Below are 13,778 nucleotides of genomic sequence, written 5' to 3'. Positions count from 1 at the left end.
CACGCGCGCCGCTCGACGCTCGCCCTGGTCGCACCCGTGACGGCGCGGGAGCGTTCGCCACCTCCCCTCGCCGGGCCGCGCGGACGATCGCCGGGCAGCGCCTGACGGCCGCCGTGGAGCGGTCCGACCGGCGCTTCCGACGGCGTCGCCGCAGGTCGCGGGCCCTGTGTAGGGTGACGGCGTGGCAAGGGTCCGGTTGAGTGTTGCCGAGCGGCGCGAGGAATTGCTGCGGGCGGCCATCGAGCAGATCGAGGCGCGGGGCGTGGCGGCGGTCAGGATCGCCGACGTGGCCTCGGCGCTCGGTGTGAGCAACGCGCTGGTGCTCTACCACTTCTCCACCAAGGAACGGCTGGTCGCCGACGCGTTCGCCTACGCCGCCGAGGCCGACCTGGCCCGTCTGCGCGAACTGCTCGGCCGGCGGACCACCGCGCTGCGCCGGCTGCGGTCGGCGGTGCGCTGGTACGCCCCCACCGGACCGGCCAAGGGCTGGCGGTTGTGGATCGAGGGCTGGGCGGTGTCGCTGCGCGAACCCGCCCTTCGGGACGTCGCCCGTGACCTGGACCGGCGGTGGAAGGCGGCGCTCGCCGAGGTGATCGCGGAGGGCGTGGCCGCGGGTGAGTTCCGCTGTCCGGACCCGGCCGGGACGGCCCTGCGCCTGACGGCCCTCCTCGACGGCCTGGCCGTACAGCTCACGTCCTACGACGGCGCCGTGCCCCGCAGCCGCGCGCAGGAATGGGTGGAGGAGGCCGTCACCCGGGAACTCGGCCTGGAACCGGAGACGTCGAGCGTCCGGGAGCGCTGAGGCGGAGTCAGTGGAGTGCGTCCATCGGCGTCACCGTCTCCGGCGCCGTCGCGCGGGCGAACGGCCCGTGAAGGCGAGGGACCTGCGGTCGTCCCGGCAGTGCCGACGGGCCCGGCGAGGCCACCGCTCCCGCGCTCGCCCCACCGGCCGGTGCGGCCGGCCGCACCAGGGGAACGGCCGGCCCCCGCGTCACCCTCGCAGCCCGCCGGTGGCTCATGCCACCGGCGCGATCCGCATCTTGATGTCGTCGGGCGAGAGCGTGCCCTTGGCGATGACGTGGTCGCCCGAGGACTCCCCGCGCAGTCGTCGCCCGATCCACGGCACCAGGTACTCGCGCGCCCACTGCACGTCGTCGCGCCGGATCTCGAGGGTGCCGCGCGGCGGGAGCTGCGGCCAGGGCTGCTCCGGGTCGGCGGGCACCTCCAGGCCGAGGATCTGACCGGCGCGCAGCGCCACGCGCGTGTGCCCCTCCGCGCCGAGGTGGAGCCGGTCGCCGTCCCAGGCCCGTCGGTCCTGGATGGACTTCAGGGACCACAGGTCGAGGACCGGGCAGCCGTACCGGTCGGCGACGGCGCGCACATGCCCGTTGTAGGTGGCGATCTTGCCGCGCAGATGCCTGAGCACGGGGACGCCACGGGTGTCGAACCCGGTCGTCACCATGACCTTGCCGGCCACGGAGGTCAGGGCCGCGATCGCCCGCTCGAAGCGTTCGGCGACCTCGTCGGGGTCGGTGCCGGGCCGGAGGATGTCGTTGCCGCCCGCGCAGAAGGAGACCAGGTCCGGAGCCAGCTCGACGGCCCGCGGGAGCTGGTCCTCCACGATCTGGTCGAGCAGCTTGCCGCGCACCGCCAGGTTCACGTACCGGAAGTCGCCCTCGGGCCGCCGGTCCGCGAGCAGTACCGCGAACCGGTCGGCCCAGCCGACGAACGCTCCGTCGGGGCCGGGGTCGCCGACGCCTTCGGTGAAGCTGTCCCCCAGCGCCACGTACGACCCGATCACTGAGCTGTCGTCATTCTTCGAATCGTCTGCCACAACCGTTCATGATTCACCTTCGAATGTGACTTACGCGACCGTAGGAAGGGGTTGACGGACGGTGAGATAAGACACTCCTAAAGACTTGGCCAATGAGGGAATAAGGCCCTCCTCAGTCGCGTCGATGCAACGACCACACCCGGAATTCACTGATCCGGAAATGACTCCAGGTGGTGCGGAAGGCGAAGTGCCCGGACGTGTACGGCTCGGGGTCGGTGTAGTCGAAGACGAGCCGCCCGTTGTTCCACCACCGGACGGTGGAGCCGTCGGAGACGATGCGGACGTGGTGCGGCGCGTTCGCCACCAGCAGCGGCCGGGTGTAGTCGAGGACCAGCGGCCGCACCCCGGCCTGGCCGACGTAACGGCGCAGCCGGGTGGTGGTGTTGGTGTTGGCGCCGTAGCCGACGTAGTACGTCCTGAGGTGGTCGTACTCGGCGAGGGCACCGCCGCGCGGAGTGGCGAAGAGGTCGTCCGGGGAACGGGCGTCGACGGCGTTCCAGAAGTTGTTGAGGTCCGAGACGCGGTCGTTGACGCCGCCCTCGGAGACGGGGGTGGCCGTGTACTCCAGGACGTACGGCCCTTCGAGGCGCTCCTTGAACCAGATCGTCGCGCCGGCGGGCACGTCGACCTCCAGGATGCCGCGGGAGGCGGTGACGGTGCCGCCCTTCTCGAGTTCGACGGCCCACCGGCCGAGGCCGTGGCGGAAGTCGTCGTGGGCGATCGGACGGCGGTGGCGGGGGACGGCGCTCGCGGCGGTCGCGGGGGCGAGTGCGGCCAGGGCGGCGCCGGCGGCCAGGGCGCCGAAGGTTCTGCGGGTGGTGGTCATGGGAAGCGGCCCCTTCAGGGCGTGGTGACGGCGGGCGGGGTGACGGCGGGCGTGGTGACGCGTGGTTCGGGGATGCGACGGGTCTCGGTGCCGAGGTAGTAGTCGGGGTACGTCGACTGGAGGTAGCCGCGCACGGTCCAGCCGAGCCGGTAGGCGGGGTTCTGCGCGAGGGTGTAGACGCGGGTGCTCGTCGGCTCGGTCGTGGTGTACAGGCGCAGGGCGGTGTGGTCGGCGGTCTCGGCGAGGATCTCCTCGCGCCAGTCGCCGACCAGGTCGCCGTAGAAGGGGGTGGCGTTGCGGGCGCCGGACACCACGCCCGCCGGTTCGAAGATCCTGGTGGCCGTCTCGGTGGCGGGGTCCCACTTCTCGACGTGGGTGAGGTCGAGCAGCTCCGACGTCTTGTCACCGTCCCACCAGATGCGGAAGTTGACGCTGGGAGTCGTGCCGGACACCTTGCCGTCCCGCACGTTGAAGACACCGGCGCCGGGCCGGGTGACGTCCGCGGTGGAGGTCCAGTACTCGGAGCCGGGGTGGCCCGGGTCGATGTCGGCGGCGCTGCCGCGGCCGACGTCGAGGTCGGCGTCGCTCACCGGGTTCGCCGGGTGCGCGCCGGTCACCAGCCGCTCCCCCGTGTCGGCGTCGTAGTAGTACCAGGGGAAGTTCGAGACGACGCCCAGTTCGGACTGCTGGATGGCGAAGCCCTCCAGGCCGGGGCGGGCCGGGTCCAGGTCGGCGATGGAGAAGCGGTCGCCGTGGATGGCGCCGTCGACCACATAGCGCAGGGTGCCGTCGCTGTTGACGACGTAGTTGCCGTCGGCGATCTCGTCCCGGCCGTCCTGGTCGACGTCGACCGTGCGGATCTGGTGGAAGCTGGTCGCGCCGGAGGCCGGGTCCACGACGTACTTCCAGCGGCGGGTCAGCTCGGTGCCGTCGTAGTCCCAGGTCTGGAACAGGGTGCGGAAGGCGCCGCGCCGGGCGCCGACGCGGGTGACCGACTTGGTGACGAGGCTGGGGTGTTCGCCGTCGAGGTGGGCGATGCCGAAGTGGCCGCCCGAGGGGCCGTCGGCGACGAAGTCGTCGGGGACGGGCTGCCGGGTGCGCTCGGTGCCGGTCGCGCCGTCGATCACCGAGACGAACTGGTCGGCGGGCGAGTCGGCGGTGACGCGGGCACCGTCCGCGAAGGTGGTCCCGGCGGCCGTGTGGACCAGCACCTCGGCCTTCCCGTCGCTGTCGAGGTCGTACACCGTGACGTTGTCGTCGTTGCGGTAGCCGCCGATCGCGGTGGATCCGCTGATCGCGGCGGGCGCGGGGTCGTTGGCACCGTTCCCGCCGACCTGCGTGTAGGAGCCGGGGCCGAGGTCGACCCGCCACAGCTGCTCGCCGGTGAGGGTGTACGCCTCCAGCAGATCGGGACGGTCCCTGGTCCCGTGGAGCCGGCTGACGACGAGTTCGTACCGTCCGTCGCCGTCGAGGTCGCCGGGCCAGGCGTGCTGGACGGTGTAGCCGTCGGCGGCGGCGAGCGGTATCTCGGCGTAGCCGTGGGTGAAGTCGAGGGCGGGGGAACTCGGCCGTGACGCGCGCCCGTCGACGACCGCGCGGACGGTGTAGGCGCCCTTGCCGGGGGTCGCGTCGCGGTACGTCGTGGACTTCCTGACCGGTTCGCGGTTGAGGCGGCGGCCGTTCTTGTACACGTCGAAGGCGATCGCGTCGCCGTGGCGGGCGTACTCGGTGCCGAGCAGCCGCCAGCTGAGGAAGGTCTCCCCGGCGGCCGGGACGGCGACCAGTCCGCGGTCGAGGTTCTCGACGACGCGGCGCGGCTGCCCGGCGTGCGCCGAGGCCGCCTGAACGCCGGCCGGTGCGGCGGTCAGCCCCGCCAGCAGGGCCGCCGCGGTCGCGGCGACGGTGACGGTTCTTCGGCGTGGGGTGGCGTGCACCGGGGCTCCTTCGTGACACGGGGCTGCGTGAGACGGACTGGGCGCGCGAGTAGAAAGCGCTTGCCGTTCCGTTCCGCCACTGTGTCCCCACCCTGCCCCGCCTGTCGACGCCTCGGGCGGACTCGCCATGAGACCGCAACAGAACGATCATGAACGCGCAAAGTCGACCAGCCGCGAGGACCGATGCGGGTCCTCGGAAACGCCGAAGGCCGGACCCCGGGAACGGGGTCCGGCCTTCGGCGGCGTGTCAGGTGGAGGCGGAAGGTCGAGCGGTACGTCGGTCGGCCGACGGGACGCCGTACGGGCGGTACGTCGGCCGACGCGACGCCGGGCGAGCGGTACGTCAGCCGACGGGACGCCGGGCGAGCGATACGTCAGCCGACGGAGACGCCGTGCGAGCGGAGGTAGGCGAGCGGGTCGACGTCCGAGCCGTAGTCGGGACCGGTGCGGATCTCGAAGTGCAGGTGCGGGCCGGTCACGTTGCCGGTGGCACCGGAGAGGCCGACCTGCTGACCGGCGGAGACGGACTGGCCGGCCGAGACGGAGAGCGAGGACAGGTGGGCGTACTGGGCGTAGTAGCCGTCGGCGAGCCTGATGACGACCTGGTTGCCGTACGCGCCGCCCCAGCCGGCGGAGACGACCGTGCCCGCGCCGACGGCCTTGAGCGAGGTGCCGGTCGGGACCACGAAGTCGACACCGGTGTGGTAGCCGCTGGACCACATGCTGCCGGACATCCTGTACGGCGTGCCGACGGTCGCGCCGGACACCGGGAGGGTGAAGCCGGTGGCGGCGGTGGTGTTCCCGGCGGCCTGCGTCGTGGACGCCTTCGCCGAGGACGACTTGGCCGAGTCCGAGGAGGAGGACTTCCCGGACGAGGCCGAGGAGGACGACTTCGTGGAGGAGCCCGAGGACTTCTTCGACGGGGTGGACGAACCGGAGGAACCAGAGGGACCCGACGGCGACTTGGTCGTGCCCGCCGCGGCCCGCTCACCGATCGACAGCTTCAGACCCGGGTGGATCAGCGACGGGTTGTCGCCGACGGCCTCGCGGTTGTCCGCGTAGAGACGGGTCCAGCCGCCGCTGACGTCCTGCTCGTCGGCGATCTTCGAGAGGTAGTCGCCGGACCGCACCGTGTAGGTCTTGGCGCCCGTGGCGGACTTCGCGGACTTCTGCGCCACCGGGACGGCCTCGACGGCCTTTTCCGGGACGGAGGAGAGCGGGGAAACGGCGGAGACGGGGGAGAGCGACTGCGCCGCCGACTGGGACGGCGCGGCGTGCGCACCGGTGGCCCCCATGAGCGGGAGGGCGAGCGCGGCGCCGCCGGTTCCGGCGGCGGCGATGGAGCGGGTGAAGCGCTGGGGCTTCGGACGGCGGTGCTTACCCTTGGCGGGCATGACGAATTCCTCTCCGGCGCCTGCGAGGTGAGCTGTCGGGTGCGGACTGGAGATGTCCGGCCGCGCCGAGGCGCGGCTGTACCCCTAGCCGTTCCGGAGACCGGAACAGGCGGTACTGCCTGTGGGTCCCCCGCTCCTGCCGTTCACGGGTGAGTGTGCGGGTTCCGGGCGGCGGCAGGATTGGGCGTCCGTCCGGATTGGTGTGGAACGTAAGCGACCACGACGCACAGCCACAAGCGAAGGTTGTACTCCCCGCGTCATTCCCTTGATCCCCTGCGGGAATTCTCCGTCACCCTGCGTGAATGGAGAGGCCGATTTCCCGGTGAACACCCTGGGAAAACAACAGCATTACGTGAACATGACGGACGACGCAGGGTCACGAATATGACCCTGCTCACGCACCCTGCCCCCATAGTCCCGTAATTCAGCGCGAGTGGGAATGAAGGCTTCAATTCGGACAGAACCCCCACATGCGACACAGGCGGATAACCGCCGCATCGAGGTAGCCGCACATCTCGCCGCGCACCTCGCGATATGACACATCGCGGCCGGTGAACATCGCCCGTTTCACGGCATTTCATTCGCTATATCCGGGCCGAGCGCGCTCATTCCTTTCCGAGCGCGCCCAGCCCATTGCGGCCCCGGGTAACCCGTGACGGGCCGCGTAACCCAGCACAAGCGCCACCGGCCCGTTCCGGGGTCGCCCGGCCCATTACGCACGCGGGGCGAGTCCGACCGGACCGTTTCGCCGAATTCCGCACCTGTTCGTCCGTGCTGCGAATGCCGGACGCCGGAGCCACACCTGACAGGGGCGTGCGCCCGGCACCTCTTGCCCGCCCTTCGGGCACCCGACATGCCCTCCGTGCCCCGCGACCGCCGGAGGCGCCGCGACCGCCGGAAACCGTGGTGGAGAGCCCGTTTGCCCCAGGCATCCATGTCGTATGGTCAGGAGGTGTTCCGGTGGCCATGTCGAGCCGCGCCGACCGGAACCGACGACCGGGAGGAGCCCCCGTGACGCAGCAGATCCCGTCGACCGAACCCGAGCTGGCCGGGGTACGGAACTTCCGTGACGTGGGCGGTCTGCCGACCGTCGACGGCCGACGGGTCCGCCACGGTGTGCTGTTCCGCAGCGGACATCTCGCGCACGCCACCGCCGAGGACGCCGCGTTCCTCTCCTCGCTGGGCCTGCACACGGTCTTCGACTTCCGCAACGCGGCGGACCAGAAGCTGGAGGGCCCGGACGTCGAGCTGCCGGGCGTGCGCAATGTGAATCTCCCGCTCTCCGACCCGGCGGACGGCTCCGAGTTCTGGAAGATGGTCCGCGACGGCCACATCGACCAACTGCGCGAGATCCTCGGCGACGGCAAGGCGGCCGGCCGGATGATCGCGTCCTACCGCTCGATCGTGAAGGAGCGCACGGGCGAGCACTCCCGCGTGCTGCACGCCCTCGCCGAGGACAGCGTCCCGGCGCTGATGCACTGTGCGGCGGGCAAGGACCGCGCGGGTCTGTCCGTCGCCGTGACACTGCTCGCGCTGGGCGTGGAACGCGAGGCGATCCTGACGGACTACCTGGAGTCCAACGCCAAGCACCGCCGTTACAAGGTGCGCCGCAGCAGCACGTCCGCAGAGGCGTACTCCCCCGAGGTGATGGAGCTGCTCAGCCCGCTCTTCGACGCCCGCGCCGAGTACCTCGCGGCCGCGCTCGAGACCGTCGAGGAGACCTGGGGCGGGGTCGACGCCTACCTGGAGCAGGGTCTCGGCCTGGCCCCGGAGACCCGCGAGCGGCTCCGGGAGCGTCTGCTCGACTGAGCGAGCACTCCCGGCGCCCGTCGGCTACTGGTTGGCGCCGACCTCGAACAGCAGCCAGAGGAACCCGGCGAAGACGTGTCCCACCGCGATGTAGATGATCAGCCGGATCCACAGGCTCCGGGGGAACTTGTCCTCCATGTCGGTCATGGCGTCTCTCCAGGGTTGGGGCCGAGGCACAGTGCGGCCGTCGGACTCTGCAACAGGGTGTGGACGAAGAGCAGGTCGACCCCGTCGGGGTCCTGGGCCGCGATGCGGTGCGGGGTCAGCGAGTCGAAGTGCGCGCTGTCCCCGGGGCCGAGCAGGTGGGTGGTGTCACCGAGGCGCAGCCGCAGCCGTCCGCGCAGGACGTGCAGCCACTCCTCACCGGGATGCACCCGCACCATGTCGCCCTGTGAGCCGTACGGCACCTGCACCCGCAGCGCCTGCATGCCCCGCCCCGGCGCCCCGGACTGCCAGTACGTCCAGCCGCCCGCGTGGGTGGGTTCCATGTCGGCCGTGCGCACGACGGCGTCCCGGCCCGCGACCGTTTCCCCGAGCAGCTCGGAGACGGTCGTACCGTAGATACGGGCGAGCGCGAGCAGCATCGGCAGCGAGGGCTGGCGCTGCCCGGTCTCCAGGCGGGAGAGGTGGGCCGGTGACAGCCCGGCGGCGCGGGCCGCCGCCTCCAGGGTGAGGGTGGCGCGTCGGCGCAGGGCCCGCAGTTGCGGGGCGACGACTCCCAGGTCGCCGACCGGCTCGGACCCGGGATCCGGGACAGGGTGGCTCATGCCTCTATTCAGCCGGAAGTTTGCCCCTGCGGCAATTTTGTTGCCTCAGAGGCAAACCTCGGTGAGGTACGGGTTCCGCGCGACCCGGCGCGAAACAGACCGAAGCGTACCGCCGGAGCAAGGGCCCAGCAGCCCGTCGGGCCGTCACCCCCTCAGCCTCTCACCCCCCCCAGCCCGCGTGAACCTACCGGTTCGCCACCGCCTGCTTGATCAGCGTGCGGCCGAAGTCCCAGACCAGCCCGCCACCGTTGTGCGCGTCGTCCATCACCTCGGTGAAGGCGTCCACGAACCGGTCCACCTCCCGTTCGCCCACGACCAGCGGTGGGATCAGCTTGATCACCTCCAGGTGGTCGCCGGAGACCTGGGTGAGGATGCGGTGCCGCTGGAGCAGCGGGACGACCACCATCTGCGCGAACAGGCCCTTGCGGGCCGCCTGGAGCATGGTCCAGCGGCTGCGCAGCTTCAGCGACCGCGGCTTGCCGAACTCGATGCCGATCATCAGGCCCCGGCCGCGGACGTCGGCGAGCAGCTCGTACTTGTCGATCAGCGCCGTGAGCCGGGACTTCAGCAGTTCGCCCGTCACGCGGGCGCCGGCGACGACCTGCTCGTTCTCCATGACGGACAGCACGGCGAGCCCCGCCGCCATGGCCTGCGCGTTGGACCCGAAGCTCGCCGAGTGGACGAGCACCCGGTCCATGGACGAGTAGACCTTCCGGAAGATCCAGTCCTTACCCAGCGTCGCGCCGACCGGCACGTAGCCGCCGGACAGCGCCTTGGCGACGCAGACCAGGTCGGGTTCGACGCCCTCCTCGTGCTGGTAGGCGTAGAAGTCGCCGGTCCGGCCGAGGCCGGTCTGCACCTCGTCGGCGATGAGCAGCGCCTTGTGCCGGTGCAGCAGTTCCTGGGCGGAGCGCAGATAGCCGGGCGGGGCCTCGTGCACCCCCTTGCCCTGGATCGGCTCGACGATCAGGGCGGCCACGTCGCCCTTCGCCAACTCCCGCGCCAGCGCGTCGAGATCGCCGAGGGGTACGGCCGTGTCGGGCAGCAGCGGGGCGAAGCCGTCCCGGAACCCGTCCTCGCCGTTGACGGAGAGGGAACCCGTGGTGAGGCCGTGGAAGGCGTGGTCGCAGTACAGGACCCTCGGTTTCCCGGTGGCGTACCGGGCGAACTTCAGCGCGGTCTCGACGGCCTCCGTGCCGCTGTTGCCGAAGAACACCCGGTCCAGGTGCGGACTGTGGGTGAGGAGCTTCTCCGCCAGCAGTCCGGGCAGCGGCTGGCAGTCGAAGCGGGTGAGGTCGGCGAGCGAGGCGTCGAGGACGTCGTGCAGCGCCTTGCGGACGACGGGGTGGTGGCGGCCCAGGCCCATCACCCCGAACCCGGCGAGCATGTCCAGGTAGTCGTTGCCCTCCGCGTCCCAGAAGTACGCGCCCTCGCCCCGCTCGTAGACCTTGTCGAAGCCGATGGTGTGCAGCATGCGCGGCAGTTGGTGGTTGAGGTATCTGCCGTGCAGCTCGTAGCGTTCGGCTCCGCGCTCGGCCAGCAGCGCGCCGAGGTCGAACTCCGTGGTCATCGCGGTGTCTCCTTGACCGGGCCGTCGGCCGTCCCGTCGGTGGGGCCGTCGGTCGCCTTCTTGTCGGGGCCGCCCGCGTCGCGGACGGCCAGGCTCGCACTGATGCGCCCGGCGATCTCGACCGGCGTGAGGCCGATGTCGGCGAGCACCTCGGCCCGCTTGGCGTGCGCGAGGAACTGCTCCGGGATGCCGAACCGCCGTACGGGCACGTCGACCTCGGCGTCCCCCAGCGCCAGGGCGACGGCCGAACCGACTCCCGCGGCCCGGCTGTTGTCCTCGACGACGGCCACCAGACGGTGCTCGGCGGCGAGGCCGGGCAGGGCCTGGTCCACGGGCTTGACCCAGCGCGGGTCGACCACCGTGCAGCCGATGCCGCGGGCCTCCAGCAGTTCGGCGGCCCCGAGGCAGGTCGGCGCCATGACGCCGACGGCGACCAGGAGGACCTCCGGCGCCGCGCCGCGGTGCAGGACGTCCATGCCGCCGACCTGGCCGACGGCCGGGACGCGGGGGCCGACCGACTCCTTCGGGAAGCGGATCAGGGTGGGGGCGTCGTCCACGGCGACCGCCTCCCGGAGCTGCGCGCGCAGCTGGTCGGCGTCGCGCGGGGCGGCGATCCGGAGTCCGGGGACGACCTGGAGGACGGACATGTCCCACACGCCGTTGTGGGAGGCGCCGTCGACCCCGGTGACCCCGGCGCGGTCGAGGACGAAGGTGACCCCGCAGCGGTGCAGGGCCACGTCCATCAACAGCTGGTCGAAGGCGCGGTTGAGGAAGGTGGCGTAGACGGCGACGACGGGGTGCAGTCCGCCGGTGGCCAGCCCGGCCGCGGACACCGTCGCGTGCTGTTCGGCGATCCCGACGTCCCACACCCGGTCGGGGAAGCGGGCGGCGAACTCGCCGAGGCCGACCGGGTGCAGCATGGCGGCGGTGATCGCCACCACGTCGTCGCGTTCCCGTCCGATCCGCACGATCTCGTCGCCGAACACGGACGTCCAGGAGGGGGCGCCGGCCGGGGCGAGCGGCGCGCAGGTCAGCGGGTCCATCACCCCGACGGTGTGGAAGTGGTCCTCCTCGTGCGCGAGGGCGGGCTCGTAGCCGCGGCCCTTCTCGGTGAGGCAGTGCACCAGCACCGGACCGTGGAAGCGCCTGGCCCGCCGCAGCGCCGACTCGACGGCCCCCACGTCATGCCCGTCGACGGGACCGACGTACTTCAGCCCGAGGTCCTCGAACATGCCCTGCGGGGCGAAGGCGTCCTTGAAGCCCTTCTTCGCGCCGTGCAGCGACTCGTAGACGGTGTTCCCGACGACGGGCGTGCGCAGCAGTACGTCCTTCCCCCAGGCCAGCACCCTCTCGTAGCCGTCGGTGGTGCGCAGGGTGGCCAGATGGTCGGCGAGGCCGCCGATGGTCGGGGCGTAGGAGCGTTCGTTGTCGTTGACGACGATGATCAGCGGCCTGTCCCTGGCTGCCGCGATGTTGTTCAGGGCCTCCCAGGCCATGCCGCCGGTGAGCGCGCCGTCACCGACGACCGCCACGACATGGCCCTCCTCGCCCCGCACCTGGCGGGCCTTGGCGAGGCCGTCGGCCCAGCCGAGGGCGGTGGAGGCGTGGCTGTTCTCGATGACGTCGTGCTCGGACTCCTCGCGCGAGGGATAGCCGGACAGTCCGCCCTTGCCGCGCAGCTTGGAGAAGTCCTGGCGTCCCGTCAGGAGTTTGTGCACATAGCTCTGGTGGCCGGTGTCCCACAGGATGCGGTCGACCGGCGACTCGAAGACCCGGTGCAGGGCGATGGTCAGTTCCACCACTCCCAGATTGGGTCCGAGGTGTCCCCCGGTCCTGGCGACCGCCTGCACCAGGAACTCCCTGATCTCACCGGCCAGGTCGCCGAGTTCCTCCTCGGACAGCGCCTTCAGGTCGCGTGGTTGCCGAATGTTCTCCAGGATCGTCACGCTCGGGCCCCCTCTCGGTCCGTGCTGTTCGACTCACGGTGACGGCCGGCTCCCCCGAGACGACGCCGTCCTGTTCCTTCCGTTCGGCGATCCTCATCGCCTCCTCGACGAAGGTCTCCTCGATCTCCGACTCGGGGAGGAGGTCCTGACGACCTCGCCCCTGACGAGGAGATGCCCCTTGCCGTGGCCGGAGGCGACCCCCAGGTCCGCCTCCCGCGCCTCGCCGGGACCTTCGGACCGCACCTCCCATGACCGCGACGCGGAGCGGGACCGCCATGCCCTCCGGCCCCGCGGTGACCTCGTCGGCCGGCTTGCAGACGTCGACCCGGGCGCGGCCGCGGGACGGGCAGGAGACGATCTCCAGCCCGCGCTGCCGGGGGTGGAGCGACTCCAGGCTCTGGATGCCGACCTCCACCTCCTCGGCGGGCGGCGCGCTCGGCGACCGCGTGGGGCAGGCGACGCGGACGAGCCGGCAGCCGGACCCGGTCAGCTCGGCGATCCGCTGGGGTGTCGTCCCGATGTCGGACGTACGGGTCGTCGTCGTCGACCGCACCGAAACCGGGTCGCCGCCCCCGACCGCCACCGGTCCGACCTGGATCCGCCGCGCCACGCGCCGCGTGGCGATCGGCCGGACCGGTACCTCGGGGAAGCCCGAGGACATGGCGGTCATGGCACTACTCGCGGTTCCCGGAGACCGTCTCGCGCATGGCTCGCAGCGACTCCTTGAGCGAGCCCATGGTGGCGAGTACGGCGGTGGGCTCGTAACCGCAGTGCGCCATGCAGTTCGCGCAGCGCGGGTCCTTGCCGCGGCCGTACTTGTCCCAGTCGGTCTCCTCGATCAGTTCGCGGTACGTCGGCACGTAGCCGTCACTCATCAGGTAGCAGGGCCGCTGCCAGCCGAAGAGGGAGTAGTTCGGGATCGCCCAGGCCGTGCACGGGAAGTCGACCTTGCCCTCCAGGAAGTCCAGGAAGAGCGGCGAGTGGTTGAGCCGCCAGCGGCGCCGGTTGCCGCCGGAGAAGGCCTTCTTGAACAGCTCGCGGGTCTGCTCCACGCCGAGGAAGTGCTCCTGGTCGGGGGCCTTCTCGTAGGCGTAGGCGGGCGAGATCATCATCTCGTCGACCTTGAGGTCGTCGTTGAGGAAGTTGAGCACCTCGATGATGGTCTGGGGGGTGTCGGTGTTGAAGAACGTCGAGTTGGTGGTGACCCGGAAGCCGCGTCGCTTGGCCTCCTTGATCGCCTCCACCGCCTCGTCGAACACGCCCTCCTTGGCCACCGACTCGTCGTGCCGCTCGCGCAGCCCGTCGATGTGCACGGCGAACGCGAAGTAGGGCGAGGGGGTGAATCTCTCCATCTTCTTGCGCATCAGCAGAGCGTTGGTGCAGAGGAAGACGAACTTCTTCTTCGCCACCAACTGGCGCACGATCTCATCGATCTGGGGGTGCATCAGCGGCTCACCGCCGGCGATCGACACCATCGGAGCACCGGATTCGAGCACCGCCCCCACGGCCTGGGCGACCGGCATGCGCTGCTTGAGCACCCCCGCCGGATGCTGGATCTTGCCGCAGCCCTCGCACTTGAGGTTGCAGGCGAAGAGGGGTTCCAGCTCCACGATGAGCGGGAACTTCTCCCGCTTGCGGAGCTTCTGTTCGGCCAAGTATGTAGCGACCTTGACGGACTGGCGCAGCGGCATGGCCATC

At 71.2% G+C, this 13,778-nt stretch carries 11 protein-coding genes, 1 pseudogene and 1 riboswitch; of the genes and pseudogenes, 2 read left to right on the top strand and 10 right to left on the bottom strand.

The window, feature by feature from the left end; all coding sequences use genetic code 11:
• Nucleotides 1-181 precede the first annotated feature (181 nt).
• A complete protein-coding gene (locus ACFYO5_RS14150; protein WP_388708279.1) occupies nucleotides 182-802 on the top strand; it encodes a TetR/AcrR family transcriptional regulator in 621 nt (206 codons plus the stop codon).
• A gap of 213 nt (nucleotides 803-1,015) precedes the next feature.
• On the opposite strand, the gene ACFYO5_RS14145 is transcribed toward ACFYO5_RS14150, so the two are convergent.
• The 4 genes from ACFYO5_RS14145 to ACFYO5_RS14130 all read right to left on the bottom strand — a co-directional run bounded on the left by ACFYO5_RS14145 (nucleotide 1,016) and on the right by ACFYO5_RS14130 (nucleotide 5,988).
• Complete coding sequence (locus ACFYO5_RS14145; protein ID WP_356566719.1) at nucleotides 1,016-1,801, bottom strand: SGNH/GDSL hydrolase family protein; 786 nt, start codon at nucleotides 1,799-1,801, stop codon at nucleotides 1,016-1,018.
• 145 nt (nucleotides 1,802-1,946) lie between these two features.
• Nucleotides 1,947-2,660 carry a DUF6250 domain-containing protein gene (locus ACFYO5_RS14140; RefSeq protein WP_388708277.1) on the bottom strand — a complete coding sequence of 238 codons (714 nt, stop codon included), beginning with the start codon at nucleotides 2,658-2,660 and terminating at the stop codon, nucleotides 1,947-1,949.
• A 14-nt stretch (nucleotides 2,661-2,674) separates the two neighbouring features.
• Nucleotides 2,675-4,594: a hypothetical protein gene (locus ACFYO5_RS14135; RefSeq protein ID WP_388708275.1), complete on the bottom strand. Its 1,920-nt coding sequence runs from the start codon at nucleotides 4,592-4,594 to the stop codon at nucleotides 2,675-2,677.
• Nucleotides 4,595-4,968: 374 nt separating this feature from the next.
• The gene (locus ACFYO5_RS14130) at nucleotides 4,969-5,988 is read right to left on the bottom strand and encodes a peptidoglycan DD-metalloendopeptidase family protein (RefSeq protein WP_388708273.1); all 1,020 of its coding nucleotides are present in this window, start codon (nucleotides 5,986-5,988) and stop codon (nucleotides 4,969-4,971) included.
• A 4-nt stretch (nucleotides 5,989-5,992) separates the two neighbouring features.
• A riboswitch (cyclic di-AMP (ydaO/yuaA leader) is annotated at nucleotides 5,993-6,154 on the bottom strand.
• An 845-nt stretch (nucleotides 6,155-6,999) separates the two neighbouring features.
• On the opposite strand from ACFYO5_RS14130, the gene ACFYO5_RS14125 reads away from it, so the two are divergent.
• The gene (locus ACFYO5_RS14125) at nucleotides 7,000-7,797 is read left to right on the top strand and encodes a tyrosine-protein phosphatase (RefSeq protein WP_388708270.1); all 798 of its coding nucleotides are present in this window, start codon (nucleotides 7,000-7,002) and stop codon (nucleotides 7,795-7,797) included.
• Nucleotides 7,798-7,821: 24 nt separating this feature from the next.
• On the opposite strand, the gene ACFYO5_RS14120 is transcribed toward ACFYO5_RS14125, so the two are convergent.
• The 6 genes and pseudogenes from ACFYO5_RS14120 to hpnH form a co-directional block, all read right to left on the bottom strand.
• Nucleotides 7,822-7,944: a DUF6126 family protein gene (locus tag ACFYO5_RS14120; protein ID WP_388708268.1), complete on the bottom strand. Its 123-nt coding sequence runs from the start codon at nucleotides 7,942-7,944 to the stop codon at nucleotides 7,822-7,824.
• Nucleotides 7,941-8,564: a helix-turn-helix domain-containing protein gene (locus ACFYO5_RS14115; RefSeq protein ID WP_388708265.1), complete on the bottom strand. Its 624-nt coding sequence runs from the start codon at nucleotides 8,562-8,564 to the stop codon at nucleotides 7,941-7,943. Before ACFYO5_RS14115 ends, ACFYO5_RS14120 begins: the two co-directional genes overlap by 4 nt.
• Nucleotides 8,565-8,748: 184 nt before the next feature.
• Entirely contained in the window at nucleotides 8,749-10,134 is a 1,386-nt protein-coding gene (locus ACFYO5_RS14110) for an aspartate aminotransferase family protein (RefSeq protein ID WP_356566492.1), read from the bottom strand.
• Entirely contained in the window at nucleotides 10,131-12,080 is a 1,950-nt protein-coding gene (gene dxs, locus ACFYO5_RS14105; protein WP_388708262.1) for a 1-deoxy-D-xylulose-5-phosphate synthase, read from the bottom strand. Before dxs ends, ACFYO5_RS14110 begins: the two co-directional genes overlap by 4 nt.
• A gap of 31 nt (nucleotides 12,081-12,111) precedes the next feature.
• A pseudogene (locus ACFYO5_RS14100) lies at nucleotides 12,112-12,750 on the bottom strand (flavodoxin-dependent (E)-4-hydroxy-3-methylbut-2-enyl-diphosphate synthase); the annotation flags it as partial.
• Nucleotides 12,751-12,754: 4 nt separating this feature from the next.
• Nucleotides 12,755-13,777 (bottom strand): adenosyl-hopene transferase HpnH, encoded by a 1,023-nt coding sequence (hpnH, locus tag ACFYO5_RS14095; RefSeq protein ID WP_388708259.1) that lies wholly within the window; start codon nucleotides 13,775-13,777, stop codon nucleotides 12,755-12,757.
• Nucleotide 13,778: the final 1 nt, after the last annotated feature.

This window comes from Streptomyces sp. NPDC006259 (genome assembly GCF_042870975.1).
Classification (GTDB): domain Bacteria; phylum Actinomycetota; class Actinomycetes; order Streptomycetales; family Streptomycetaceae; genus Streptomyces.
Note: the sequence above shows the minus strand (reverse complement) of the source record. Positions and strands in the feature narration are given on the sequence as shown.

What these genes read in the sequence shown, in the direction of transcription:
- ACFYO5_RS14140 (WP_388708277.1), bottom strand. Translation starts at nt 2,660, where the DNA reads ATGACCACCACCCGCAGAACCTTCGGCGCCCTGGCCGCCGGCGCCGCC.
- ACFYO5_RS14130 (WP_388708273.1), bottom strand. Translation starts at nt 5,988, where the DNA reads ATGCCCGCCAAGGGTAAGCACCGCCGTCCGAAGCCCCAGCGCTTCACC.
- ACFYO5_RS14120 (WP_388708268.1), bottom strand. Translation starts at nt 7,944, where the DNA reads ATGACCGACATGGAGGACAAGTTCCCCCGGAGCCTGTGGATCCGGCTG.
- ACFYO5_RS14115 (WP_388708265.1), bottom strand. Translation starts at nt 8,564, where the DNA reads ATGAGCCACCCTGTCCCGGATCCCGGGTCCGAGCCGGTCGGCGACCTG.
- ACFYO5_RS14110 (WP_356566492.1), bottom strand. Translation starts at nt 10,134, where the DNA reads ATGACCACGGAGTTCGACCTCGGCGCGCTGCTGGCCGAGCGCGGAGCC.
- hpnH (WP_388708259.1), bottom strand. Translation starts at nt 13,777, where the DNA reads ATGGCCATGCCGCTGCGCCAGTCCGTCAAGGTCGCTACATACTTGGCC.